At 72.8% G+C, this 23,953-nt stretch carries 22 protein-coding genes; 7 read left to right on the top strand and 15 right to left on the bottom strand.

Translation table 11 applies throughout. The features are described 5' to 3' along the window. Positions 1-11: 11 nt before the first annotated feature. From ACLQ3F_RS10820 to ACLQ3F_RS10810, 3 genes are read right to left on the bottom strand one after another with little or no spacing between them, the layout of a single operon-like run. Positions 12-1,631 (bottom strand): hypothetical protein, encoded by a 1,620-nt coding sequence (locus tag ACLQ3F_RS10820; protein ID WP_425848381.1) that lies wholly within the window; start codon positions 1,629-1,631, stop codon positions 12-14. Beyond that, the gene (locus ACLQ3F_RS10815; RefSeq protein WP_425848379.1) at positions 1,624-4,644 is read right to left on the bottom strand and encodes a bifunctional [glutamine synthetase] adenylyltransferase/[glutamine synthetase]-adenylyl-L-tyrosine phosphorylase; all 3,021 of its coding nucleotides are present in this window, start codon (positions 4,642-4,644) and stop codon (positions 1,624-1,626) included. The genes ACLQ3F_RS10820 and ACLQ3F_RS10815 overlap by 8 nt, the downstream gene beginning before the upstream one ends. Further along, positions 4,644-5,411, bottom strand: a complete 768-nt coding sequence (locus ACLQ3F_RS10810; protein ID WP_357206589.1) for a type 1 glutamine amidotransferase — start codon at positions 5,409-5,411, stop codon at positions 4,644-4,646. Before ACLQ3F_RS10810 ends, ACLQ3F_RS10815 begins: the two co-directional genes overlap by 1 nt. Before the next feature lie 101 nt (positions 5,412-5,512). Between ACLQ3F_RS10810 and ACLQ3F_RS10805 the strand changes: the two genes are divergently transcribed. Next, a complete protein-coding gene (locus tag ACLQ3F_RS10805; RefSeq protein ID WP_425848376.1) occupies positions 5,513-6,448 on the top strand; it encodes a S66 peptidase family protein in 936 nt (311 codons plus the stop codon). Between the two features lie 103 nt (positions 6,449-6,551). Here the strand turns inward: ACLQ3F_RS10805 and ACLQ3F_RS10800 are convergent, their stop codons facing one another. Next, on the bottom strand, positions 6,552-7,430 hold the full coding sequence (locus ACLQ3F_RS10800; RefSeq protein WP_425848375.1) for a virginiamycin B lyase family protein: 879 nt from the start codon (positions 7,428-7,430) through the stop codon (positions 6,552-6,554). A 186-nt stretch (positions 7,431-7,616) separates the two neighbouring features. On the opposite strand from ACLQ3F_RS10800, the gene ACLQ3F_RS10795 reads away from it, so the two are divergent. After that, a complete protein-coding gene (locus ACLQ3F_RS10795) occupies positions 7,617-8,087 on the top strand; it encodes a hypothetical protein (protein ID WP_425848720.1) in 471 nt (156 codons plus the stop codon). 647 nt (positions 8,088-8,734) lie between these two features. On the opposite strand, the gene ACLQ3F_RS10790 is transcribed toward ACLQ3F_RS10795, so the two are convergent. From ACLQ3F_RS10790 to glnA, 4 genes are all read right to left on the bottom strand, one after another. Further along, a complete protein-coding gene (locus tag ACLQ3F_RS10790) occupies positions 8,735-9,118 on the bottom strand; it encodes a VOC family protein (RefSeq protein ID WP_425848373.1) in 384 nt (127 codons plus the stop codon). A 305-nt stretch (positions 9,119-9,423) separates the two neighbouring features. Further along, positions 9,424-10,116, bottom strand: a complete 693-nt coding sequence (locus ACLQ3F_RS10785) for a helix-turn-helix transcriptional regulator (protein WP_425848371.1) — start codon at positions 10,114-10,116, stop codon at positions 9,424-9,426. 273 nt (positions 10,117-10,389) lie between these two features. Next, positions 10,390-10,815, bottom strand: coding sequence for a DUF350 domain-containing protein (locus ACLQ3F_RS10780; protein WP_355008888.1), 426 nt, complete (start codon positions 10,813-10,815; stop codon positions 10,390-10,392). 89 nt (positions 10,816-10,904) lie between these two features. Then, the gene (gene glnA, locus ACLQ3F_RS10775; RefSeq protein ID WP_355008887.1) at positions 10,905-12,254 is read right to left on the bottom strand and encodes a type I glutamate--ammonia ligase; all 1,350 of its coding nucleotides are present in this window, start codon (positions 12,252-12,254) and stop codon (positions 10,905-10,907) included. 321 nt (positions 12,255-12,575) lie between these two features. On the opposite strand from glnA, the gene ACLQ3F_RS10770 reads away from it, so the two are divergent. Both ACLQ3F_RS10770 and panB read left to right on the top strand, forming a co-directional pair. Continuing rightward, a complete protein-coding gene (locus ACLQ3F_RS10770; protein WP_425848366.1) occupies positions 12,576-14,333 on the top strand; it encodes an NAD+ synthase in 1,758 nt (585 codons plus the stop codon). A gap of 229 nt (positions 14,334-14,562) precedes the next feature. After that, complete coding sequence (panB, locus tag ACLQ3F_RS10765; protein ID WP_425848363.1) at positions 14,563-15,408, top strand: 3-methyl-2-oxobutanoate hydroxymethyltransferase; 846 nt, start codon at positions 14,563-14,565, stop codon at positions 15,406-15,408. 62 nt (positions 15,409-15,470) lie between these two features. On the opposite strand, the gene npdG is transcribed toward panB, so the two are convergent. The 4 genes from npdG to ACLQ3F_RS10745 form a co-directional block, all read right to left on the bottom strand. Continuing rightward, on the bottom strand, positions 15,471-16,169 hold the full coding sequence (gene npdG / locus ACLQ3F_RS10760) for an NADPH-dependent F420 reductase (protein ID WP_091409546.1): 699 nt from the start codon (positions 16,167-16,169) through the stop codon (positions 15,471-15,473). A gap of 146 nt (positions 16,170-16,315) precedes the next feature. Continuing rightward, the gene (locus tag ACLQ3F_RS10755) at positions 16,316-17,746 is read right to left on the bottom strand and encodes an RNB domain-containing ribonuclease (RefSeq protein ID WP_393222335.1); all 1,431 of its coding nucleotides are present in this window, start codon (positions 17,744-17,746) and stop codon (positions 16,316-16,318) included. Positions 17,747-17,826: 80 nt separating this feature from the next. Then, positions 17,827-18,678 carry a histone gene (locus ACLQ3F_RS10750; RefSeq protein WP_425848360.1) on the bottom strand — a complete coding sequence of 284 codons (852 nt, stop codon included), beginning with the start codon at positions 18,676-18,678 and terminating at the stop codon, positions 17,827-17,829. 82 nt (positions 18,679-18,760) lie between these two features. Further along, positions 18,761-18,964 (bottom strand): hypothetical protein, encoded by a 204-nt coding sequence (locus ACLQ3F_RS10745; protein ID WP_357194484.1) that lies wholly within the window; start codon positions 18,962-18,964, stop codon positions 18,761-18,763. A gap of 340 nt (positions 18,965-19,304) precedes the next feature. Here ACLQ3F_RS10745 and ACLQ3F_RS10740 point away from each other — a divergent pair, with 340 nt between their 5' ends. Both ACLQ3F_RS10740 and ACLQ3F_RS10735 read left to right on the top strand, forming a co-directional pair. Further along, positions 19,305-20,405 carry a M48 family metallopeptidase gene (locus ACLQ3F_RS10740; RefSeq protein WP_425848358.1) on the top strand — a complete coding sequence of 367 codons (1,101 nt, stop codon included), beginning with the start codon at positions 19,305-19,307 and terminating at the stop codon, positions 20,403-20,405. A 59-nt stretch (positions 20,406-20,464) separates the two neighbouring features. Continuing rightward, complete coding sequence (locus tag ACLQ3F_RS10735; RefSeq protein WP_425848356.1) at positions 20,465-20,962, top strand: NUDIX hydrolase; 498 nt, start codon at positions 20,465-20,467, stop codon at positions 20,960-20,962. A gap of 3 nt (positions 20,963-20,965) precedes the next feature. On the opposite strand, the gene ACLQ3F_RS10730 is transcribed toward ACLQ3F_RS10735, so the two are convergent. Genes ACLQ3F_RS10730 through ACLQ3F_RS10720 form a run of 3 tightly spaced genes read right to left on the bottom strand, consistent with a single transcriptional unit; the run spans position 20,966 to position 23,150 of the window. Further along, positions 20,966-21,928, bottom strand: coding sequence for a hypothetical protein (locus tag ACLQ3F_RS10730; RefSeq protein ID WP_425848355.1), 963 nt, complete (start codon positions 21,926-21,928; stop codon positions 20,966-20,968). Continuing rightward, a complete protein-coding gene (locus ACLQ3F_RS10725) occupies positions 21,922-22,257 on the bottom strand; it encodes a PadR family transcriptional regulator (RefSeq protein WP_238687275.1) in 336 nt (111 codons plus the stop codon). Before ACLQ3F_RS10725 ends, ACLQ3F_RS10730 begins: the two co-directional genes overlap by 7 nt. Before the next feature lie 20 nt (positions 22,258-22,277). Then, positions 22,278-23,150 (bottom strand): AraC family transcriptional regulator, encoded by an 873-nt coding sequence (locus ACLQ3F_RS10720; RefSeq protein ID WP_357259809.1) that lies wholly within the window; start codon positions 23,148-23,150, stop codon positions 22,278-22,280. 143 nt (positions 23,151-23,293) lie between these two features. Here ACLQ3F_RS10720 and ACLQ3F_RS10715 point away from each other — a divergent pair, with 143 nt between their 5' ends. Next, positions 23,294-23,932 (top strand): GrpB family protein, encoded by a 639-nt coding sequence (locus ACLQ3F_RS10715; RefSeq protein ID WP_425848352.1) that lies wholly within the window; start codon positions 23,294-23,296, stop codon positions 23,930-23,932. The last annotated feature ends 21 nt before the right edge of the window (positions 23,933-23,953 follow it).

Here is a 23,953-nt window from a genome sequence, read left to right as displayed (position 1 = left end):
GGCAGGCACGGTCAGCAGTGGCGCGTCGGCACCAGCCCACTGGAGATCGAGTAGTCGCCGGCGGCGCGGATTCGCAGCTCGGTCCACCCGTCCGGGCCCGGCCGCAGACAGCCGTCCGGGCCGCTCAGTGTGAGCCAGCGCGACCAGCGCACCCGGACCGGCACGTCCCCGGGCGGGGCGGTCAGCCGGACCGCGCCGCGGTCGGCGGTGACGAGTCGACCCGGGGCACCGACCAGCGGGGTCGGATCGACCACTGCGTACATCCGCCAGGTCGGGTCACGCCAGACCTCCCGCAGGTACGGCAGGCCACCACGGATCAGCGTGGCCTCGTCGCGGCCCCACCGGTCGGCGGGTGCGTCCGGAGCGAGCACCACGTAGCTCACCGCCTCGTGCCGTAGCCACTTCTCGTACGTCTGCGCGCTCAGGCTGCCGTCGTAGAACAGCGCGTTGCGGTCGCTGTCGACCTGGCGTTCCCAACCCCGGGCCAGTGGCACGGTCGGCGGCAGGTACGCGGACTCCCAGTGGTCGCGCAGCGGCACCACCTCGACCCGCCCGGCCGGCTGCCGCCTGTCGAGTTCGGCGACGAGCGGTTGGTAGAAACTTTCGGCGCTCTCCGGGGCGCCGGCCCGGGTCACGTCGCTGATCATCACCGGCGACTGCCACCACACTGTCGCGGCGAGCAGACCGGCCAGCCACGGCCCCGGCAGGGCGGCGTACCCGGCCAGCACGGGCAGGGCGAACAGCATCGGCAGTCGCAGCGCGTTGGAACCGATCGGGCTGGGCACGTAGTACGCCCCGATCAGCAGCAGCACGGTGAGCGCCGCGCCGATGCGCAGCACCCGACGGCGACGCGGCAGCACGACCGCCACCAGCACCGCGAGCGCGACGTTGATGCGCATCGACTCGGCCGAGTACGGCTGGGTGCCGCCGTTGCCGAAGAGGAACGCCATCGGGGCGAGCGTGACGGCGGGCGCCACGGCCAGGACGAGCCCCTCGGCCAGTGGTCGGTCGGCCCGCCAGCCTCCGGGCAGCGGGCGGCCCGGCCCGTCACCGGTGCGCAGGGCGCTGAGCAGCAGCGCCGCGCCGGCCAGCCCGGTGAACAGGCCGGCGACCGGGCTGGCCGCCGTCGCCAGGGCGGCGCAGACGGCGGCGAGCGTCAGCCGGAGCCAGCGGGGTGGGCGTTCCGCGCTGACCGTGCAGAGCGCCAGCAGCCCGAACGCCAGCCCGACCGCGAAGGTGATCCGGCCGCTGGCCAGGTTGCCGACCAGCACCACCGCGCCGAGGACACCGGCCAGCAGCGGTCGGCGGGCCCGGTTGCGGGTGAACAGCCAACCCAGCGCGCCCGCGCCGACCACGGCGGCGACCGCCCCCAGCGGACGCACCCCGATCAGCGTGCCCAACCTGGCCGTGAAGAGGCTGTAGCCGTACTGGTTGACGCCGCCGTACCAGCCGAAATCGACCGGCGCGGCCCCGTACCGCTCGGTGAACCCGGCACGCGCCACCTGGGCGGCGAGGTCGGTGCCCATCGGTGGAGCGAGGAGGAACGCGACGGCGAGCAGCACCGCCACCCCGGTCGCCGCCGCCCAGCCCGCGACGCTCCGCCCGGTCGGGGGCGGGGACGCGTCAGGCATCGAGGACCCGTTCGGCAGCGGCGCGGGAGCGGCGGCCGGTGCGCAGGTACTCGTCGAGGAACTCCCCCGGGTCGTCGCGGCCGAGCAGCCGGGCCACCCCGGCCAACTCCACCCCGTGCCGGGGCAGTTGGTCGCCGGCCCGACCCCGGACCAGCATCAACGCGTTGCGGACCTGCGCGGCAAGGGCCCAACCGGCGGCCATCTCCGCGGCGTCCGCCGGGTCGATCAGGCCGGCCCGCTCGGCCGCCGCGAGGGCGTCGAGGGTACGCGTGCCGCGCAGCTCCGGGATCGCGCCGGCGTGCCGGAGCTGGACGAGTTGCACAGCCCACTCCACGTCGGCGAGCCCACCGCGACCCAGCTTGGTGTGGGTGGCCGGGTCGGCGCCACGGGGCAGCCGTTCGGTCTCCACCCGAGCCTTGATCCGCCGGATCTCGACGACCTGCTCGCGGGTCAGCCCGTCGGCCGGGTAGCGCACCGGCTCGATCATCGCCTCGAACTCGGCGCCCAGGTCGGCGTCGCCGCAGACGAACCGGGCGCGCAGCAGTGCCTGTGCCTCCCACACCCGCGACCAGCGGGCGTAGTACGCGGCGTACGCGGCGAGGCTGCGGACCAGCGGGCCCTGGCGGCCCTCCGGGCGCAGGTCGGCGTCGACGCCCAGCGGCGGGTCGGGGGCGGGTACCCCGAGCAGCCGACGCAGCTCCTCGGCGACGGCGTGCGCGGCGGCGCTGGCGGCGCTCTCGCTGGTGCCCGGGGGCGGGTCGTAGACGAAGAGCACGTCGGCGTCGGAGAGGTAGTTCGACTCGTACCCGCCGAGCCGGCCCATGCCGATCACCGCGAACCGCAGCCCCGCCGGCGCCGGTTGGCTGGCCCGAGCGGCCCGCAGCGCGGCGGCCAGGGTGGCGTCGGTGACGTCGGCGAGCGCCGTACCCACCTCGGTGATGTCGGACAGTTTGCGGGCGGGCCGGTTCGCGCCGTCCGCCCGGGTGGGGCTGGGCGCGAGAGCGCCGGCCCGGCAGAGCAGATCGGCGCAGGCCACCCGGACCAGTTCGCGACGTCGCAGCGCGCGCACCGCGCTGGTGGCCTCGACCGGGTCGGTGTGCCGGGCCGCCGCCGCCAGGAACCCCTCCCGCAGCACCTCGGGCGCGCGGGGCGCCAGCTCGTTCTCCTCGGCCAGCAGCCGCAGCGCCTCCGGGTCGCGGGCGAGCAGGTCGGCGACGTACCGGGACAGTGCGAGGACCCGGGCCAGCCGACGGGCGACCGGGCCGCCATCGCGCAGCAGCCGCAGATACCAGGGGGTGCTGCCCAGCTTGTCGGAGACCTTGCGGTAGTTGAGCAGCCCCCGGTCCGGCTCCGGCGCGTCGGCGAACTCGCTGAGCAGCACCGGCAGCAGTGTGCGCTGGATGGCCGCCGTACGGCTCACCCCGCCGGTGAGCGCCTGGAGGTGGCGCAACGCCCCGGCCGGGTCGGCGAAGCCGAGGATCTCCAGGCGGTTCCTGGCCGCCTCCGGGGTGAGCCGCAACCCGTCGGCCGGCACCCGGGCCACCGACTCCAGCAGCGGCCGGTAGAGCAGTTTGGCGTGCAGTCGGCGTACCTCGGTGGCGTGGGTGACCCACTCGGCCCGGAAGCTCTCCACGGCGCTGCGCCCCGGCGTGGCAGTGAAACCCAGCGCGGCGGCGAGCCAGCGCAGCGCGCCCGGCTCGGCGGGCACCGTGTGCGTACGACGCAGGCCCTGGAGTTGCAGCCGGTGCTCGACGCTGCGCAGGAAGCGGTAGCCGCGCAGCAGTGCCTCGCCGTCGGCCCGACCGACGTAGCCGCCGGCGACGAGCGCGCGCAACGCCGGGATGGTGCCGGGCGGACGCAGCGTCTCGTCGCCGCGACCGTGCACGAGTTGCAGCAACTGGACGGCGAACTCGATGTCGCGCAGCCCGCCCGGACCGCGCTTGATCTCGCGCTCCAGCTCCTTAGGCGGGATGTGGTCGATGATCCGGCGGCGCATGGCGCGGACGTCCTCGACCGCCTCGGGCCGCTCGGCCGCCCGCCAGACAAGCGGCGCGAGCTGGTGGATCCACTCCTGGGCCAGCGGCAGGTCCCCGGCGGCCGGGCGGGCCTTGAGCAGCGCCTGGAACTCCCAGGTGCGCGCCCACCGCCGGTAGTAGGCCAGGTGGCTGGCGAGGGTCCGCACCAGCGGACCGCGGCTGCCCTCGGGGCGCAGCGCGGCGTCCACCGGCCAGGCGACCAGCCCGCAGATGGAGATCAGTCGGGTCGCCACCTGGGTCGCGGCGGACAGGTCGGCGTCCTCGGCGGCCACGAAGATGACGTCCACGTCGGAGACGTAGTTCAGTTCGCCGCCGCCGCACTTGCCCATCGCCACGACCGCGAGTCGGGGCCGCTCGGTCCCCTCCGCCAGCTCCGCGACCGCGATCTCGTACGCCGCGGACAGCGTCGCGTCGGCCAGCGCGGAGAGCGCGGCCATGGTCTGCTCCAGGCCGCGACCGCCGGTCAGGTCGGCCGCCGCGATCCGCAACAACGCCAGGCGGTACGCGGTCCGCAGCGCCGCCACCGGGTTGCCGCCGTCGGCCGGCTCCAGCCGCCCCTCAGCGATCGGGGCGAGCCCGTCCGCTGCGGTCCGCAGCGCCCGATAGTGCTCGGGGTGGGCCACCAGGTGGTCGCCGAGCGCCGCCGACGCGCCGAGCACCGCGATCAGCCGCCGCCGCAGCCCGGGATCGGCGTGCACGTCCGCGAGCAGCGGCGATTCGGCGCCGCCTGCGGTGGTACGGCCCTCGGCCTCCACGATGCGGTGCAGTTGGCGCAGCGCCAGGTCCGGGTCGGCGGCCCGGGACAGCGCGGAGAGCAGCTCCGCTGCGGCCTCGTCGACCGGCTCCTGCTCGACCGGCCGCCACAGTCGCAGCCCTTCCGGGCCGAGCAGGTCCGCGGCGCGCGCGCCACCATCGCCTTCGGCGGTGCCGAAGCCGTACCGGGCCAGTCGGCCCGACGCCCTGGTCGGCCGGCTCATCAGTGCCCGAGCAGCGGCAGGCCGCGCCGAATCGTGCTGTCGTCCAACTCGCCGAGGGCCAACGCGGCGAACCGCGCGGCGAACGGCTGCCAGACCTCCTCGACGTCGGCCAGCACCGAGGCGCAGGCCGCGACGACCAGCTCCGGGTCGTAGCCCAGCTCGGCGAGTTGGACCGAGTCGGTGGCCCAGTCGGCGATCATCGCGGCGTCGCACTCGATGTGGAACTGCAACCCCCACGCCCGGTCACCGAGGCGGAACGCCTGATGCGGGTAGCGGGTGGAGGCGGCCAGCAGGGTAGCGCCCCGAGGCAGCTCGGTGATCTCGTCGGCGTGCCACTGGAGCACGTCCGGGATCAACGGCACGTACCGGAACAACGGGTCGTTCTCGGCGGCGTCGCGCCGCCCGACCACGCCGGGGCCGATCTCCGGCCCGGACGGGCTGCGCTCCACCAACCCGGCGTGTGCGGTGGCGAGCAGCTGCGCGCCCAGGCAGACCGCGAGGGTCGGCACCCGGTACCGGACCGCCTTGCGCAGCAGGCCCTCCACGGCGGGAAACCAGGGCGCGCCAGGCGAGCCGTCCGGCAACGGGTACGCCTGTTGGTCGCCGCCGAGCACCACCAGCGCCGCGTACCCCTCCAGGTCGGCGGGGAGTTCGTCGCCGGCGTGCGGACGCACCACCCACAGCTCCAGCCCAGCCTCGGTCAGCCACTCACCCAGCCGGCGCGCGTCGTCCGTCGGGTCGTTCTCGATCACCAGCGCGGTTGCCACCCGTCGAGGCTAGCCGGTACGCCGCACGGCATCACGCCCCGGCACGGGCCGCGCGGCCGGGTGGCGTTCCCGCCTCGGCCGGGTCGTTAGGCTCTGCGGTTGTGATCAGCGAGGACACCGCCGCCGTACGCCCGCCCGTGCTGCGCCCGGGTGACACGGTGCTGCTGGTGTCGCCGTCCGGGCCGACCTCGCCGGAGCGGGTGGCCAGGGGCATGGAACTGCTCACCGGCTGGGGCCTGCGCCCGGTGCCGGCACCGAACGCGTACGCGCGCCACGGCTATCTCGCCGGCACCGACGACCTGCGTGCCGCCGACCTGAACGCGGCCTTCGCCGACCCTGACGTGCGCGGGGTGATCTGCACCCGCGGCGGCTACGGGGCCCAGCGGATCGTGGACGCCATCGACATGGCCGCCGTCCGCCGCGACCCGAAGGTGGTGGCCGGTTTCTCGGACATCACCGCGTTGCAGTTCGCACTGTGGCGGGGCGCCCGCCTGGCCGGGGTGCACGGCCCCGGTGCGGCCTGGCGCGACGAGCGGACGCCGCTGCGCTCCGCCGAATCCCTGCACGCGGCGCTGATGACCACCGAACCCGTGTCGATCACCGCAGTGCCCACCGAGGAGACCTTCGGCGTACGCGTCCCGGGTCGCGCCACCGGCACCCTCCTCGGCGGCAACCTGTGCATGATCGCCGCGTCGATCGGCACGCCCGACCTGCCCGACCTGACCGGTGCGGTGCTGTTGATCGAGGACGTGCAGGAACCCCCGTACAAGGTCGACCGGATGCTCACCCACCTGCGCCGGGCCGGCGCGTTGGACCGACTGGCCGGGGTCGCGGTGGGCCAGTTCACCGACTGCGGCGACGGGTGGGACACCACAATCGTCGACGTACTCACCGAACGCCTCGGCGACCTGGGCGTACCGGTCCTCGGCGGCCTCCCCATCGGCCACGGCCCGAATCAACTCACAGTCCCCATCGGCACCGAGGCAACCCTCGACACCACCACAGCCACCCTCACCGCAGCCCCCGCAGTCCACTAACCCCAGGGGCGCTCCCGGGGACTCCCTGGGCTGTTCCGGTGATCATGAAGTTGTTGTCACTCGGCACGGCGTGTCGCGGCAATAACTTCATGATCATCAGGGGTCAGGGGGTTAGGTGGGCTACTGCTCCGATTTCCAGGGCGGCCCAGATGCCGGTGGGGGTGCGGGTGATGCCGTGCGGTTCGGCGTTGGGGGTGGGTAGGGGGTAGCCCTCAATCCGTCCGGTGGGATCTAGGTGACCGATCCGGTTGGCACCCCACTCGGTGAACCACACGCCGCCGTCCGGGTCGCCCACTATCGCGTGCGGGCGGGCCGCCCGGTCCGGCAGCGGAAACTCGACGATCTCGCCGCCCGGGTCGAGGCGACCGAGCTGACCGGCGCCGATCTCCACGAACCAGATGACGCCGTCGACACCCACGGTGATGCCGACCGGGCCCGCCTTCACTGTGGGTAGCGGATGTAGCGTCACCCTGCCGTCGAGATCGATCCGGCCGATGGCGTTCGCCTGGTTGAGGGTGAACCAGAGAGCCTGGTCCGCTCCCGCAGTGATCATCGAGGCGAACCCGCCGGTCACCGGCAACGGGAATGCGGTGTGGCTGCCGTCGGTCCCCACCCGGCCGATGGTGTCGGAGGTCATCCCGGCGTACCAGAGCGCACCATCAGGCCCAGCCGCGATGCCACCCGGCCCGGTGCCGGCGGGCAGGGCGATGGTGCGCTGCTCACCGTCGACGGTGATCCGACCGATCCGGTCGTCCCCTGAGCGGGTGAACCAGAGCGCCCCGTCCGGCCCTGCCGTGATGATCAACGGACGACCGCCGGCCGGGTCCAGCGGGTAGGTCCGGACCGCGCCGTCGGGCGACAACCGGGCGATGCCACCGGCATGGGCCAACGTCAGCCACAACGCGCCGTCCGGGCCAGGCGTGATGCTGTACGGCCCGGCGTCCGGCTCGACAAGTGGAATCTCCCGAATCTCGACGGTCATGCCGCAGTGTCCTTTCCGTCGGTGGATCGTCCACCCTGACCGCTCTGCCAGCGACCACACAACCGATTTCGCCCACCGCCGCCCGGGATTATCAGCTCGCTGACAGGGTCGCCACGGCTTCCGCCCAGACGACCCGGTCACTGTCGGTGATGACAGCGCAGGATGACCGAACCTCTGGAGGACAGCATGTCCCGCACCATCCGCAGGAAGCACCTGCTGGCCGGCCTGGCCACCGCCGGCGTCCTCGGCGTCGGGATCGCGGCCCCGACGATCGCGTTCGCCGCCGACACCCCCACGCCGACACCGAGCGCCAGCACCGCCCCGGCTCCCGACGCCGCGCCAGGCGCGAAGGCCGACCGGCAGGGCGCGTTCGCCGAGGAGCTCGCCAAGGAGCTTGGCGTGCCCACCGACAAGGTGACCGCCGCACTCGAGAAGATCCGCGAACAGCACCGGCCGGCCGACCGACCGCAGCGCCCGTCCGCCGAGGACCGTCAGGCCGCGATCAAGCAGCGCCTGGAACAGGCGGTCAAGGACGGCAAGCTCACCCAGGAGCAGGCCGACGCCATCACCAAGGCCGTCGAGGCCGGCGTCTTCCCCGGCCCCGGCGGCCACCGCGGCATGGGCGGCCACCACGGCGCTGGTACGCCCGGCAAGTAGTCCGAAGAGCCCGGCCCCGGCAGGCATCAGCAGGCCGGGGCCGGGCTCGCTACGCCACGGGCAGGCCGGGGCCGGGCTCGGTACGCCACCGGCAGGCCGGTCTGGCCCCGGGCCGGCCGGTCGTGCCCGGTCCGACCAGCCGTGCCCGGTCCGACCCGCCGTGCCCGGACCGACCCGCCACCCTGTCGTGCCCGGTCCGACCCGGGCCGCCTATCGCGCCCGTGCCGACCGTCCGCGCCGAGGCTGGATCGGGCCCGTCGCAGCTTGATCCACTCGGTTTCTGTGATGTCGCGGTGTCCCGCGCGCTCGGACACCCCGACATCATGAAATCCGAGTCGATCACGCGCGCGGGTGCCGCCAGGCTGACCGGGCCATCGCCCCCCGCTCAGGGTGACGGCCTCAGAGCCAAGACCTCCCCCGGGACCAAGCCACCCGGGACCAGCCCAACCCGGAAGGCCAGCCCCACCAGGGACCCGCCCCATCCCGGGGGGCAAGCCAACCCGGGGCCAGCCAACGCGGGAGAAAGGCCAACCCCGGGGGCAAGGCCAACCCCGGGGGGCAAGCCAACCCGGGGCCAGCCAACGCGGGAGAAAGGCCAACCCCGGGGGCAAGGCCAACCCCGGGCATCAGCGGGACCTTGGAAGAGGTCAGGGCTGCGGGGGCGGGGGCGTGAAAACACCCAGGTGGTTGCCGGCCGGGTCGAGTAGGTGGGCCAACCGGAGACCGCTCGGTGCCGTACGGGCTGGTACCAGGACCCGGCCGCCGGCAGCTTCGGCCTGTCGGCAGGTCTCTGCCACGTCGGCGACTTCGGCGTAGAACACCGCGTAGTTCGGCGACGTTCCGTCGGTCGCCCTGATCGCCCCACCGATCCCGGTGTCCCCGCCGGCCCCGGTCACGCGGTAGGACCCGCCGGTGGGCGAGCCCTGCTCCTCGAAGGTCCAGCCGAACAGCTCTCCGTAGAACCGCTCCGCGTCCTCGGGCCGGTCGGTGCCGATCTCGAACCAGGTGATGGGCGTGGTGGACCTGGACATCTACTGCCTCCAGAATGATTCGTGCCGGCCGCTCGGCCGTCGTCTGGAGCAGTCTTAGGGCCGTTGGCGACAGCGTCCTGTCGGTGTTTTCGGATCACCCGGCGGGTTTCTCGGTGACGAGACCCACCCAGCCCGCCGCGCTGCGGACGGGTCTCGGAAGAGGCCGCCACGCCGAGCCCGCTCAGACCAGGTCGCCGAACGCCGAGCCCGCTTCAGACCAGGCCGCCGAGCGCCCAACCGGTTCCAGACCAGGTCGCCGAGCGCCCAACCGGTTCCAGACCAGGTCGCCGAGCGCCGAGCCCGCTTCAGACCAGGCTCAGCGGGCGGACCCGCTCGTGGGGGATGTCGAGATCCGTCAGGCGTAGCTCCCGGGCCACCACGTCGGGCAGCGCCCACACGCTCCGGATCCGGTCGGTACGGAAGCACCGCAGCTCGTCGCGCAGACGGCACCAGGCGACCAGGTACCAGTGTCGGGAGTTACCGAGGTAGCCGAGTGGCTCGACGTCACGGGTCGAGTCGGCGCCGGCGCGGTCGGCGTACCGGATGCGCAGCACCCGCCGCGCGGTGACCGCGTCGGCGACGGTGGCCGGGACGGGCGCGGCCGGCCCGTCGCCGATCAGGTGCACCCGGTCGGCGAGGCGGTGTGCCTCGGCGGCGTCGGCGGCCGGCAGCACCGCCACCAGCTTGCGCAGCGCGGTGGCGGCCGGCCCGGCGAACGGCGAGCCGGCAAGCCGGTGCAGCGCCACGGCCATCGCCACCGCCTCGGAGGCGGTCAGGTTGACCGGCGGCAGGGTGCGGGCGCGGTCCAGGACGTAGCCACCGGTGCGCCCGGGCTCGGCCCAGATCGGCACCCCGGCCTCCTGCAACGCGGCGAGGTCCCGTTCGATGGTCCGGCTGCTCACCTCGAAACGCGCGGCCAGCCAGCGGGCACTGCGCGGCCGTGGTGACACCGCCCGCAGCTCCTCGACCAGCGCGTAGAGGCGATCGGTGCGGTTCATACCCGGCACGCTACGGCCGAGGTACGACGCCACGGCGACTGCCCGCGGACGCGAGCGGCCCACCGGCCAGAGATCTTGGACAGTTTCCGTCACGACCTGACGGAAACTGTCCAAGATCTGCACGCCCACCCGCAGACGCCCGCCCACGGACACCCGCCCACGGAGGCCCAGCCGCCCACCAACGACCGGCCACGGACCACCCGGCCACGCACGACCAGCCATGCACGACGGAACGCGGGCGGACCGCCCGCCGGGTGATGCGGAGAGGGGCCGTCAGGCGATGCAGGCGCAGACGATCAGCGCGGCCCCGAAGTGGGTGGCGGCACTGACCCGGGCAGCAGGGTGCGGCTCGGGCGAGCAGATGACCTCGCCGAGCTTGCCGGGGGTGAGCAGGTCCAACACCACGAAGGCCAGCGCCATGATCGCCAACCCGACCAGTCCGAAGACCACGGTGGAGGCGATCCCCTTGCCGAAGTCGCTGTAGCTGGTCAGGATCGCGGTGAAGACGATCCCGGCGATGCCGAGCTGGTTGGCGGCGAGCAGCAACCCCGCGTTGGCGTTGCGCTCGACCCAGATCAGGTCTCGCAGCCGGCCCGGTGTGAGCAGGTCGACGAGCCCGAAGCCGGCGGCCATGAGGCCGACGCCGACGATCCCGAACACGACGCTCTGCCAGGCACCGCTGAACAGATCCTCCAGCACCGACTTGCCTCCCGACTCTCCGCCCGGAGGGGTACCGGCGCGGTGATCGAGACGATAGCGGCAGCGCGCAACGGCGTCAGCCCCTGCGTCTACAGGGCCAGGTAGCGCTGCCGCTCGTACGGGGTGACCTCACGGCGGTACTGCTCCCACTCGGCCCGCTTGTTGCGCAGGAAGAAGTCGAAGACGTGCTCGCCGAGCACCTCGGCGACCAGCTCGGACTCCGCCATCACGTCGATCGCCTCGGCGAGGTTCTCCGGCAGCGCCTCGTAGCCCATGGCACGCCGCTCGGCGCTGGTCAGCGACCAGACGTCGTCCTCGGCGCCCGGTGGCAGCTCGTATCCCTCCTCGATGCCCTTCAGGCCGGCGCCGAGCAGCACCGCGAAGGCGAGGTACGGGTTGGTCGCCGAGTCCAGCGAGCGGACCTCGACCCGGGCCGAGTTGGGCTTGCCGTACGCGGGAACCCGGACCAGCGCGGACCGGTTGAGGTGACCCCAGCAGACGTACGCCGGGCTCTCGGTGATCCGGTCGGGCAGGTGCTGCGGGAAGAGCCGCTTGTACGAGTTGACCCACTGGTTGGTGACAGCCGTGTACTCCCGGGCGTGCACCAGCAGGCCGGCGATGAACGACTTCGCCACCTTGGACAGCTTCATCGGGTCGCCGCTGTCGTGGAAGGCGTTGCGCTCCCCCTCGAACAGCGACAGGTGGGTGTGCATCCCGCTTCCCGGCTGGTCGGTGAACGGCTTCGGCATGAAGCTGGCCTGCACACCGGTGGAGAGTGCGACCTCCTTGACCACGTGCCGGAAGGTCATGATGTTGTCGGCGGTGGTGAGCGCGTCGGCGTACCGCAGGTCGATTTCCTGCTGGCCGGGTGCGACCTCGTGGTGGCTGAACTCCACCGAGATGCCGATGCGTTCCAGCGCGAGTACGCCCTGACGGCGGAAGTCCCGGGCCACGGCGTGGGTGGTGTGCTCGAAGTAGCCGCCGGTGTCGACCGGGGTGGGCACGGTGCCGTCCTGCGGACCGTTTTCGAGCAGGAAGAACTCGATCTCGGGGTGGGTGTAGAAGGTGAAGCCCTTCTCGGCCGCCTTGGACAGCGCGCGGCGCAGCACGTGCCGGGGGTCGGCCCAGGACGGCCCGCCGTCGGGCAGCAGGATGTCGCAGAACATCCGGGCGCTCTCGCCGCTGACCCCGCCTTCGAAGGGGAAGACCTGGAAGGTGGTCGGGTCGGGCATGGCGACCATGTCCGATTCGAAGACCCGGGCGAAGCCCTCGATCGCCGAGCCGTCGAAGCCGATGCCTTCCTCGAAGGCCGCCTCGAGCTCGGCGGGTGCCACCGAAACGCTCTTGAGCGTGCCCAGAACGTCGGTGAACCACAGCCGGACGAACCGGATGTCCCGCTCTTCCAGCGTGCGGAGGACGAACTCCTGCTGACGGTCCACTTCCCCAACCCCTCGCGACACTCTTTTGTCCGCCTTGGCCGGGCTGCACCCGACCTGATCGCCCAGTGTTCCCGGGCCTGGTTACGCAGACGTTACGCGAACAGCCGCCGGCCGTCCCCTCGTGTCCCGCCGGGCGAGCGCGGGGCCCACCCCTGCCGCCACGACGGCCGAACCACCACCGACGGCCGAGCCGCCACCGACGGCCGCCACGACGGCCGAGCACCTGCCGCCGCGGCCTCGCGGGCGCCCGTCGCGGCAGGGTGGCGGCAATCTCGTCCGAGGGTACGGACTGGCGCGACGACGCTGGGGCAAGATGAAGGCATGCCCACCCTGCGTCTCGCCCTGTCCCAGGTCAACCCGAGCGTCGGCGACCTCGCCGGAAACGCCGATCTGGTCCGCAGTTGGACTCGCCGGGCCGCCGATGCCGGCGCCCAGCTGGTGCTCTTCCCGGAGATGATGCTGACCGGGTACCCGGTCGAGGACCTGGTCTTCCGGCGTTCCTTCGTCGCCGCGTCCCGGGCCGCCGTGGAGCGGCTGGCCGCCGACCTGGCCGCCGACGGTCTCGGCGAGTTGCCGGTCGTTGTCGGCTACCTGGACGCCGACGGCCCGCCGCAGGTCAGCGGGGACGCCGAGCCGGGCCGGGGCGCCCGCAACGCCGCCGCGCTGCTGCACCGGGGCGTGGTGGCCGCCCGCTATTTCAAGCACCACCTGCCCAACTACGGGGTCTTCGACGAGGACCGGTACTTCGTCTCCGGTGACGCGCTGACAGTGGTGCGGCTCGGCGGCGTGGACGTCGCGCTGACCATCTGCGAGGACCTGTGGCAGGCCGGCGGTCCGTTCGCCGCCGCCCGGAGGGCCGGCGTCGGCCTGGTCGTCAACATCAACGGCTCGCCGTACGAGCTGAACAAGGACGACATCCGGCTGCCGCTGGTCCGCCGCCGGGCCGCCGAGGCGGGCGCCGCCGTCGCGTACGTCAACATGATTGGCGGCCAGGACGAGCTGGTCTTCGAGGGCGACTCGATGATCGTGACCGCCGACGGTGAGCTGCTCACCCGGGCACCGCAGTTCGTCGAACACCTGCTCGTGCACGACATCGAGCTGCCGGCCGCCACCGCCGCGACGACCACGGAGACCGTCGCGGACGGCATGCGCATCGTGCACAGCACGCTCGACGGCATTCCGCCCACCCCGTCCGGCCCGGCCGCCACCGGCGGGCTGATCGAGCCGGTGGCCGACGAGGCCGAGGTGTGGCAGGCGCTGGTGCTGGGTCTGCGCGACTACGTCAACAAGAACCGGTTCCCGTCGGTGGTGCTCGGTCTCTCCGGGGGCATCGACTCGGCGGTGGTGGCCGCGCTCGCCGTCGACGCGCTCGGGCCGGACCGGGTGGTCGGGGTGTCGCTGCCCAGCCAGCACTCCTCGGAGCACTCCCGGGAGGACGCCGCCGACCTGGCCAAGCGCACCGGCCTGGACTACCGCGTCGAGCCGATCCAGCCGATGGTCGACGGCTTCCTGGCCAACCTGTCGCTGTCCGGTGTGGCAGTGGAGAACCTCCAGGCCCGGGTCCGTGGCGTGATCCTGATGGCGCTGTCGAACCAGGAGGGCCACCTGGTGCTGACCACCGGCAACAAGAGCGAGCTGGCGGTCGGCTACTCCACCCTGTACGGCGACTCGGTGGGTGGCTTCAACCCGGTGAAGGACGTCTGGAAGACGCTGATCTGGCGGCTGGCGAAGTGGCGCAACCGGGACGCGGCCCGGCGCGGTGAGACCGCCCCGATTCCGGAGAACTCGATCGGCAAGCCGCCGAGCGCCGAGCTGAGCCCGGGCCAGCTCGACAGTGACAGCCTGCCCGAGTACGACGTCCTGGACCCGATCCTGATCGGCTACGTCGACGGTGACCTCGGCCGCGACGGGCTGATCGAGTCGGGTCACGACCCGGCCGTGGTGGACAGGGTGCTGCGGCTGGTGGATACCGCCGAGTACAAGCGACGGCAGTCCGCGCCGGGCACGAAGATCTCCATGAAGGCGTTCGGCCGGGACCGCCGTCTGCCGATCACCAACCGGTGGCGCGAGCACGGCTGAGCCGTACCCCTGGGGTGCCGGGTCGGTGGCGCGGCCCGGCGCGGCCGCGCGGTGGCGGCGCGGGGCGGTCCCGGGTGGCCAGCTGGGGCGGCCTCGCGCTGGTGGAGTGACATCTTGCACTGGTGGAGTGACATCTTGCACTGGGCCCTGCCGTCAGCCCGTCTCGCGGTGCGACGATCGCGACAGAACCCGGGGACCGCGCAGGCGGCCTCGAGGAAGGGAGACAGAGATGGTGGAGTCCACTCCGCACGAGGTGACCGCGTTGTACGGCGGCCCGGCCACCCGACGGGTCCGCACCCGCGACCTGATGGCCGCCAAGGATCGCGGCGAGCGCTGGCCGATGCTCACCTCGTACGACCAGTACACGGCGTCGATCTTCGACCAGGCCGGTGTTCCGGTGCTGCTGGTCGGCGACTCGGCCGCGAACAACGTGTTCGGCTACGAGACCACCCTACCGATCACGGCCGACGAGCTGCTGCCGCTGGTCCGGGCCGTGGTGCGGGCGACCCGGCAGGCGCTGGTCGTCGGTGACCTGCCGTTCGGCTCGTACGAGGAGGGTCCGGCCCAGGCGCTGCGCACCGCCGTCCGGTTCATGAAGGAGGGTGGCTGTCACGCGGTGAAGTTGGAGGGTGGCCGCCGTAACGCCGCGCAGATCGCCGCGATCGTCGGTGCCGGCATCCCGGTGATGGCGCACATCGGTTTCACTCCGCAGAGCGAGCACACCCTGGGTGGCTACCGCGTGCAGGGTCGCGGCGACGCCGCCGACGAGGTGCTGGCCGACGCACGGGCGGTGGCGGAGGCGGGCGCGTTCGCCGTGGTGCTGGAGATGGTGCCCGGCGAGGTGGCCAAGCGGATCACCCACGAGCTGCCGATCCCCACCGTGGGCATCGGCGCGGGCCCGGACACCGACGCGCAGGTGCTGGTCTGGCAGGACATGGCCGGGCTGCGGACGGGCAGGGCGCCGCGCTTCGTGAAGCGGTACGCGGATCTGGCCGGCGCTCTCACCGACGCCACCCGCCGTTTCGCCGACGAGGTCCGCGGCGGCGAGTTCCCCGCTGCCGAACATACCTTCTAGGACCGGGCACGGCGTGATCCGCTCCGGCTCCGTGGAACCGGGGCGGACCACGCCGCTCGGGGTCAGAGGTCGGTGACGCGGATGCCGGCGTGCGCCTTGTAGCGCTTGTTGATCGCGATCAGGTTGGCGGTGAACGCCTCGATCTGGTGGGCGTTGCGCAGCCGCCCGGCGTAGATGCCCCGCATGCCGGGGATCCGGGCGGCGAGCGCGCCGACGATGTCGACCAGCTCACGGTCCTCGGTGCAGATCAGCACGTCCAGGTCGATCCGGTCGACCTCGGGGTCGGCCAGCAGCGGGGCGCTGACGTGGTTGAACGCGGCGCAGACCCGGGAGTCGGGCAGCAGCGCGGCGGCCTGCTGCACGGCGCTGCCCTCGGCGACGGTCAGCGCGTACGGGCCCTGCTTGTCGAAGCCGAGCGGGTTGACGCAGTCGACGACGATCCGGCCGGCGAGCGGCTCGGCGAGGGCGGCGACGGTGGCGGCGTGCCCGTCCCACGGCACCGCGATGATCACCACGTCGCTGCGTCGGGCCACCTCGTCGTTGGCCGCGCCGGTGACGCTGCCGCCGGCCGGCACCCCGGGCAGGGCGGCGATCTCGGCAGCGGACTCGGCGGCCCGCTCAGCCGATCGGGATCCGATCAGCACCGTCTGGCCGGCCCGCGCGAACCGGTAGGCGAGGCCCCGCCCCTGGTCGCCGGTGCCGCCGATGATGCCGACCGTCAGCCCGGACACGTCGGGCAGCGTGCTCGCGTCGTATGCCATGGCCTCATCCTCGCAAACCGCCCGGCCCGTCAGCAGCGCCGAGCCCTGTGAGAATCCCCGCTGCCGTGAGCGACAGCGCCGCCGAGGACGAGCCACGGCGGGCGACCGCGCCCACGGGGAGGACCGGTCCCGCGACGGCGGCCCGCTCAGGCCAGCTCGAACAGGACGGTACGGGCCGCCGGGTCGGCGGTGACCAGGCGGACCCGGACCCGTTCGCCGAGCGGCAGTTGACCGAGGCAGCGGGCGCGGACCGGCGGGGCGTCCAGCGCGACGGTGCCGCCGGGCGGTCGGGGCCGGGACTTGCCGTTGGGCGGGGCGTCGACGTCGAGGACGGCCGCGTCGAAGGTCTCGCCCACCCGGTGCTCCAGCACCGCCGCCTCGGCCAACTCGACGGCGCCGCGAGCCGCCGCCGAGGCGACCCGGTCGGTGCTCGCCATGACCTCGGGCAGCCGGGGCAACGCGGCGCGGGCCCAGTCGGGCACCGCCTGGCCGGCGTGCAGGGCCAGGCAGACCTCGGTGGCGTACCGGTCGGCCAGCCGCCGCAACGGTGCCGTCACGTGGGCGTACGCGGCCGCCACGCCACCGTGCTCCGGATGCTCCGGCAGCTCCCCGTCAAAGGCGGTGTACGCGGCACCGCGCATCAGCTCGGCCGCCTGGTCGATGAACGCGGCGGCGCGCGGCTGGGCGGCGTCCAGGCCGGCGATGACCTGACCCGGGCCCACGTCGTCCGGCCAGTGCACCCCCAGCGGCGCGGCGGCGGCCCGGAGCCGCTGCACCGCTTCCGGCTTGGGCGCCGGCATCGTCCGCAGCAGACCCACCCGGCCGGCCAGCATGATGTCGGCGGCGGCCATTCCGGTCAGCAGGGAGATCTGCGCGTTGTGCTCTTCCATCGGCACCGGCGCGCGCAGCACCAGCCGCCAGCCCTCACCGTCGGGTTCCAGATCCTGCTCGGGCAGCGGCAGGTTGATGGCGCCCCGGCTCAGCCCACGGGCGGTCAGCCGGTCGCCGATCTCCGGTAGCAGCGCGATCGGGTCGGGTAGCCGCCCGGCCTCGGCTGCCGCCTGCACCCCGGTGTAGTCGAGTTTGGCGCGGCTGCGGACCAGGGCGCGTTCCAACTCGACGGCAACGGTGCCGCCGTCGGCATCCAGGTCGATGGTCCAGAGCACCGCAGCCCGGTCGTCGTCGGGCAGCAGGCTGGCCGCACCCTCGCTGAGGGTGCGCGGGTGCAGCGGCACGTTGCCGTCGGGCAGGTAGATGGTCTGCCCCCGCCGCCAGGTCTCCGCCTCCAACGCCCCACCCGGGGTGACGTGCGCGGCGACGTCGGCGATCGCGTACCGCACCCGGTAGCCGCCACCGGGGCGGCGGGCGAGGTGCATCGCCTGGTCCAGGTCCCGCGAGGTGGCGGGGTCGACAGTGACGAACGGTATGTCGGTGCGGTCGACGGGCGGCTGCGGCGGTGCCGCAGCCGCCTCGTCGGCTTCACGCTGGGCGTCGGCCGGGAACTCCTCGGGCAGGCCGAGCTCGCGGCGCAACGCGCCGAAGTCGATGCGGGGCGCGAGTACGCGTCGGATGACCACGGGTCAATCCTGACAGCGCCACGGGTGATCCGCTTCCGGTGACCGGCCGGAAATCCGCCCGGTGTGGGGATGCTCCGCGCTCAGCCGGTCGCCTTGCGGGCGGCGCTGCGGGCCCCCCTGGGGGCGGTGGCTCGGGCGGCGACCGGGCGGGCCGGCGACTTGCGGGCGGTCACCTTGCGGGCCGGCGCCTTGGCCGCGACGGTCTTCTTCGCCGGTGCCTTCTTCGCCGCCGCCTTACGGGCGGTGGTCGACGAGGTACCCGACACCTTCGCGGCCGGGGCCTTCTTGGCCGGAGCCTTGCGGGCGCCACCGCTGGGGCGGGTCGACGCGGTCTTCTTCGCCGCGGTCTTCTTCGCCGCCGCCGTCTTCTTCGCCGCCGTCTTCTTCGCCGCCGTCTTCTTGGCGGCGGACGCCGTGGTCGCCACCTTCCGCGCCGGAGCCTTCGCCGCGGTGGTGGTCTTACGCGCCGGAGCCTTCGCCGCCGTGGTGGTCTTCTTCGCCGCGCTCACCGTCTTCTTCGCCGCGCCGGTGGTCTTCTTCGCGGCGGTGGTCGTCTTGCGCGCGGTGGACGCCGGGGCCCGCTTGGCGGCGGCGGTCGTCTTGCGCGCGGTGGACGCCGGGGCCCGCTTGGCGGCGGCGGTCGTCTTGCGGGTGGTGGTCGAGGCCTTCGCGGGGGCCTTCTTGGCCGCTGCTGTGGTCTTGGTCGTGGTCTTCTTCGCGGGGGCCTTCGTAGCCGCCGTGGTGGTCTTCTTGGCCGGGGCGCGGCCCGCCCCGCCGGCGGCCTTGCGGGCCGGTGCCTTCGCGGCAGCCGTGGTGGACTTGCGCACGGGGGTGGTCCGGCTCGCCGCGGTGTTCCGCTCCGCCGCGGCGGTCTTCTTCGCGGTGGTGCGTCGGGCGGCCGGGCGCTTGGTGGCCTGCTGTGCTTCGGCCATCGTTGTTCCCTCCTTGGGGGACGTGCTCTCGCGTGCGTCCTCGCGGAGCACGAAAACCTCGGCGCGAGCCGTCCCGCGCCGCCTATCTGTCGTCCCCGGCCCAACGAGCGTCCTCGGCATCCCACGCCTCGTTCCGCTCCTGCACTCGTTGCAGGGCGTTCTCCGCGTCGGCCGCCGAGTCGTACGGGCCGAGAACGTGCTTCGCCGGACACACGTTGGAGTCCGTCTCGACCCGGTGATGCCGGGTGCACCAGTAGAACTGCCCACTACGTCCGCTGTCGCTCATGGGAATCACTGTGCACCGCGAACCGGCCGGCCGCCACCGGATCGCACAAGTCGCCGACGATCTCCACAGTAGATATGCATCGCGCTCGTCGGGCCGGAACACGGAAATAGGGTCGGACGAACAGTCAGTTCCGGTGCAATCCAGGGCTGAGGCATGATCTGCGCTCGTGATCGATACGGTGACCGGCACGGGGGCGTGCCCGGGGTGTGCGGCGACGACGGCATCGGTACGGGACGCGGTGCCCTGGTGTCCCAGCTGCGAATGGAATCTGGACGCCTATGACCCGGCACGACGCCGACGCGAGTTCGGGTGGAGCTGGGTCGACCGGTGGACCTACCGAATGGCGTTCCGGGCGACCAGGCGGCAGTTCACCCACCTGGTTGGGCGACCGTTGGGCACCAATGGATCCGGAGCCGCCCGGACGCTCACCGCAGCAGCTTCCCTCCTTCTGATCGCCGCAGTGCTCGCGCTCGCGGTCGTCGGCGGTTGGCTGATCGTGGCGTTCCCGTTCCCCAACCTGGCGATCGTGCCGGGTGCGGCGATGGTCGGTCTGGCGATCGCGTTGCGGCCCCGGTTCGGCCGCCTCGACCCGGAACTGGAGGTGCTCACCCGCGACCAGGCGCCGGAGCTGTTCGGCCTGATCGACGAGGTGGCGACTGCTGTCGGGGCGCCTGCGCCGGACGTGGTGGGCGTGGACAACACCATCAACGCGTACGCGGGCACGGTCGGGTTGCGGCGGCGGAAGGTGCTCGGTCTCGGGCTTCCGCTGTGGGGTTCACTTCCCGCCGGTGGCCGGGTGGCGCTGCTCGGCCACGAGTTGGGTCACTTCGTCAACGGTGACCCCCGCCGGGGCTTGTTGACCCAGCCCGCGTTCACCATGCTCGGCTCGGCCGCCGACCTATTCCGGCCGGTGCGGACCAGCGTCGGGACGGGACTGGTGGAGATGCTGGGCGACGCGCTGGGCCGCGCGTTCCAGTGGGTGGTGTCACGGGTGCTGTTCGTCGCGTACCTGCTGCTGGTGACGGTGGCATTGCGGGACAGCCAGCGCGCCGAGTACCTCGCCGACGAAATGGCCGCCCGGGTGGCCGGCACGACCGCCGCGACCGACTTCCTCGACACCCTGCTCGCCACCGAGTCGCTGGCGCTGGCGGTGCGCCGAGAGAGCCGGGCGGGACACGGCCCGGACCGGTGGCGCTCTGCGCTCGCCGAATCCCGTGCGGCCAAGGCTGACCAGTTGGCGCTGCTGCGGCAACTGTCGGTCCGCGACGAGGCGTCGCTGTTCGCCGCTCACCCACCGGTCGGGATGCGCCGCCAGATGCTCGCGGAGCGCGCTTGGCAGGATCCCTCGGTGGTGCTCACCGAAGCCCGGATGGAGCGGATCGACGCCGAACTCGCCAAGGAGTACGACCGCTTCCGCCGTACCGTCAGCTGGTCGGGCTGACGCCGGGCGCGGGTCCGCGTCCGGCGTTGGGCAGAGCGGTCGCGGCCTATGATCGCCGGATGGCGATACCGGACTACATCCTGGGGTTGCGTAAGCACGTCGGCCACGACCTGCTCTGGCTGCCGAGCGTCAGCGCGGTGGTCCGCAACGAGGCCGGTGAGCTGCTGCTCGGTCAGCGCGCCGACGACGGGCGGTGGTCGGTGATCAGCGGTTTCGTCGAGCCGGGCGAGCAGCCGGCCACCGCGCTGGTCCGCGAGGTGCGCGAGGAGACGGGCGTGGAGGTGGCGCCGGTGCGGATGTCCAGTGCCGTGTCGCACCCGCACACGTACCCGAACGGGGACCGCTGTGAATACCTGAACATGGGGTTCCTGTGCCGGGTGATCGGCGGCACCGCCCGGGTCAACGACGACGAGTCGTTGGCCGTGCGGTGGTTTCCGTTGGACCAGCTGCCCGAGCTGGACAAGCACGCCCTGCTGGTCATCGCGTACGCGTTGCGCGAGAAGCAGGTGGCCGGTTACCTGGAGCCGGGTACGACGTGGGACGACGTACCCGACTGAGGTTCACACCGGGGTCGGCGCGAGGGCGACCGGCTCGGCGGGGGCCGACCGGGCCGCCCGAATGGTGTACGCGAGCGCGTACGGCGTGCAGGCCAGGTAGAGCATGGGTTCCGCCCGCACCTCGTTGATGACGATGTGGAAGATCTCCCACGAAATGGTGGGTCTGGGCAGTCTGATGTTCCATTCCGTCCAGGTGGCGAGGAGCCACAGCGGTGCGGAGATCCAGTCGACGCCGCCCAGTGGCGTCGGACTGCTGACGGGGCCGGCGCGACGGCCTGCCGCGATGACGTCGACGACGGCGAGAATCACCGCGAGGTCGGCGGCGGCGAGTGCGCCGAGGATGCCCACCCACCAGGCCACACGGAGGCGGTTGCGGGAGGCGAGGCTCGCCGCGGCCCAGAGGGCCAGCGTCAGGCCGGCCAGCCAGAGCAGCAGCCCGGGTACGAAGGTGACCGGGTCGTCCGGGGAGATGGCAGCGAGGAACACGGCACCGACCGCGCCGATGGGAAGCACCACGCCGAGCGCGATGCGTAGCGGGCTGTCGAGTGCGGTGTGTCGGGCCCAGCGCGCGGCGAACACCGCCAGCAGCACTGCCAACCCGATGGTGAGTGCCGTCCAGATCGGCTTCTGCACCCGCTGGGACCAGTCCTGGGTCACCACCCGCTCGATCGGCATGAGGGCGAAGGCACTGGCGAGCACGATGCCGACGCAGGCGATCGGGGAGAGCAGCAACGCGGCGGCGGTGCGTCCGATCCGACCGCGTACGAGGCGGCGGTCGACGATCGGGGCGCCGGTCCGACTGACGGCCAGGCTCGCCGCGAAGCCCAGCATTCTCGTCCGGTGACCGCTCTCGGCCAGCACGTGCAGCTCGGCGGCCCACTCGCGGCGCAGGTCGTCGCGAACCTCGGCCGGCCAGCGGCGCGCGGCCAACTCCAACAGCAGTTCGGCGGCCCGACGGGTCACCACGCCGGTGCTCCGGTGGGCTCGGTGCCGCCCCACGGGCGACGGCCACCGTCGGGGATAGCGGCCCGCAGGTCGGCGAGCGCCTGGCGGGCCTGCGTCACCCCGACGGCGGTCAGTCGGTAGTAGCGGCGGGCCGGCCGCCCGGCCGCGACGGGATCGATCGCCTCCCAGTCGGCGGCCAGCCAGCCGGCCCCCTGCAACCGGTGCAGCACCGGGTAGAGGGTGCCGCTGGGCAGGCCGGTCAATCGCATCAGGTCGAGCCCGTAGCGCTGCTCGTCGGGTTCGGCGAGCAGCGCCGCGAGCACCTTCGCGACCGGAATGGTCATCCGCATCCGACCACTGTATCGGAACTCTACATAGGGGTGGGTACCCGTTCGACGGGAATCCACAGCTCGGCGTCCGCCTGGGTTCCGTCAGCCGACACCCGGACCCGGGAGATCTCCGGTCCAGGTCGGCTGCGGTACGGGTTGGACGGAAACCACTGGGTGAACACGTCACGCCACAGGAATTGCACCGCCTGCGGAAACGCGCCGGAGGTGGTGAACACCGCCCACGACCCCGCCTGCACCGGCAGCGCGTCCAGGTCCTCCGGCGGCTCGGTGCCGGTCACCACCCCGTGCCAGTAGTCGAGCTCGGTGCCCTCCTGCCGACTGTCGGCGAGGTTGTCGCTGACGTTGACGATCCCCTTCGGTTCCTGATCGGAGAGCGCCTCGATCCTCTCGGTCGTCTCCGTGTCGATACTCCTGATGAACGCGACGATCGCCGGGTTCATCCCCTCGTGCACCAGCGGGACCCGGGCCTTGCGCCCCACCAGCGCGAACGCGTCCTTGTCGACGATCCGGTACTCCATGCTGCCGCTCCCTTCGACGGTGAGTCGGAAGGACATCCGGGGCTGGGCACGCAGCGCTGCCCCCGTACGCCGAGCTTCTCCTGGCCCCACGCCGTGCACGGCGTGGAACGCCCGGGCGAACGCCTCCGCCGAGCCGTAGCCGTAGTGCACAGCGACGTCGAGCAACGTCCGCTCCCCCGCCAGCACGTCCGCACCGGCGACGGTGAGCCGACGCCGACGGATGTACTCCGACAGCGGCATTCCGGCCAGCGCGGAGAACAGCCGCCGGAAGTGGTACTCCGACGTCAGCGCGATCCGCGCCAGCTCCGCCACCTCGATCTTCCGGTCGAGGTGACGCTCGATGTACGTCATGGCCTCGTTGAGCCGATCCAGCACCCGGGCCTCCTTCCCTTTCGAACACCGACGTTAGGTCGCAGGGTCGGTCGCCCACCCGACATCCGATGCCCGCATCGGTCGGGTGCGGCCACAGCGACCGCCGTGTCGTAGCCTGGCGGACTTCGCTTCCCGAGGAGGTCGACGTGGCCGAGTATCCGCAGGACGTCGTACAGCGCTTCCACGGCACCCCCGAACAGGTCGACGCCGGCCTGGTGGGCGAGCCGCCGCGGACGTGGGAGTCCGTCGTCATCAAGGAGTACGACCCGTCCTGGGCGCAGCGGTTCATCGCCGTCCGGTCGTCGCTCACCGAGGCGCTCGGTGAGCTGATCATCGGGGTGGAACACATCGGATCGACGGCGGTGCCGGGGCTCGCCGCCAAGCCCGTCATCGACGTCGACCTCGTCATCGAGGACACCGCCGACGAGGCCACCTATCTCCCCGTCCTGGAACGGCTCGGGTACCGGCTCGTCCTTCGGGAACCCTGGTGGCACGGGCACCGGATGCTGCTCAGCCCCGCCGAGGACGTCAACCTGCACGTCTGGCCGCAGGGTGCTCCGGAACCGGTCCGGCACCAACTTTTCCGCGACTGGCTGCGCTCGCATCCGGACGACCGGGAGCGGTACGCCGCGACCAAGCGCCGCCTCGCGCGGGACACCGCGCACCGGCCCCGCGACTACAGCCTCGCGAAGAACGACGTCATCGACGAGATCTACGCGCGCATCTTCGCCGGCTCGGACGCCGAGGTCGAGCAGGAGGGCCGAACGTCCCGGGCCGAGGGTTGATAATCCTGGCGGTCACTCTGC

The organism is Micromonospora sp. DT15, from assembly GCF_049841475.1.
Taxonomy (GTDB): domain Bacteria; phylum Actinomycetota; class Actinomycetes; order Mycobacteriales; family Micromonosporaceae; genus Micromonospora.
Note: the sequence above shows the minus strand (reverse complement) of the source record. Positions and strands in the feature narration are given on the sequence as shown.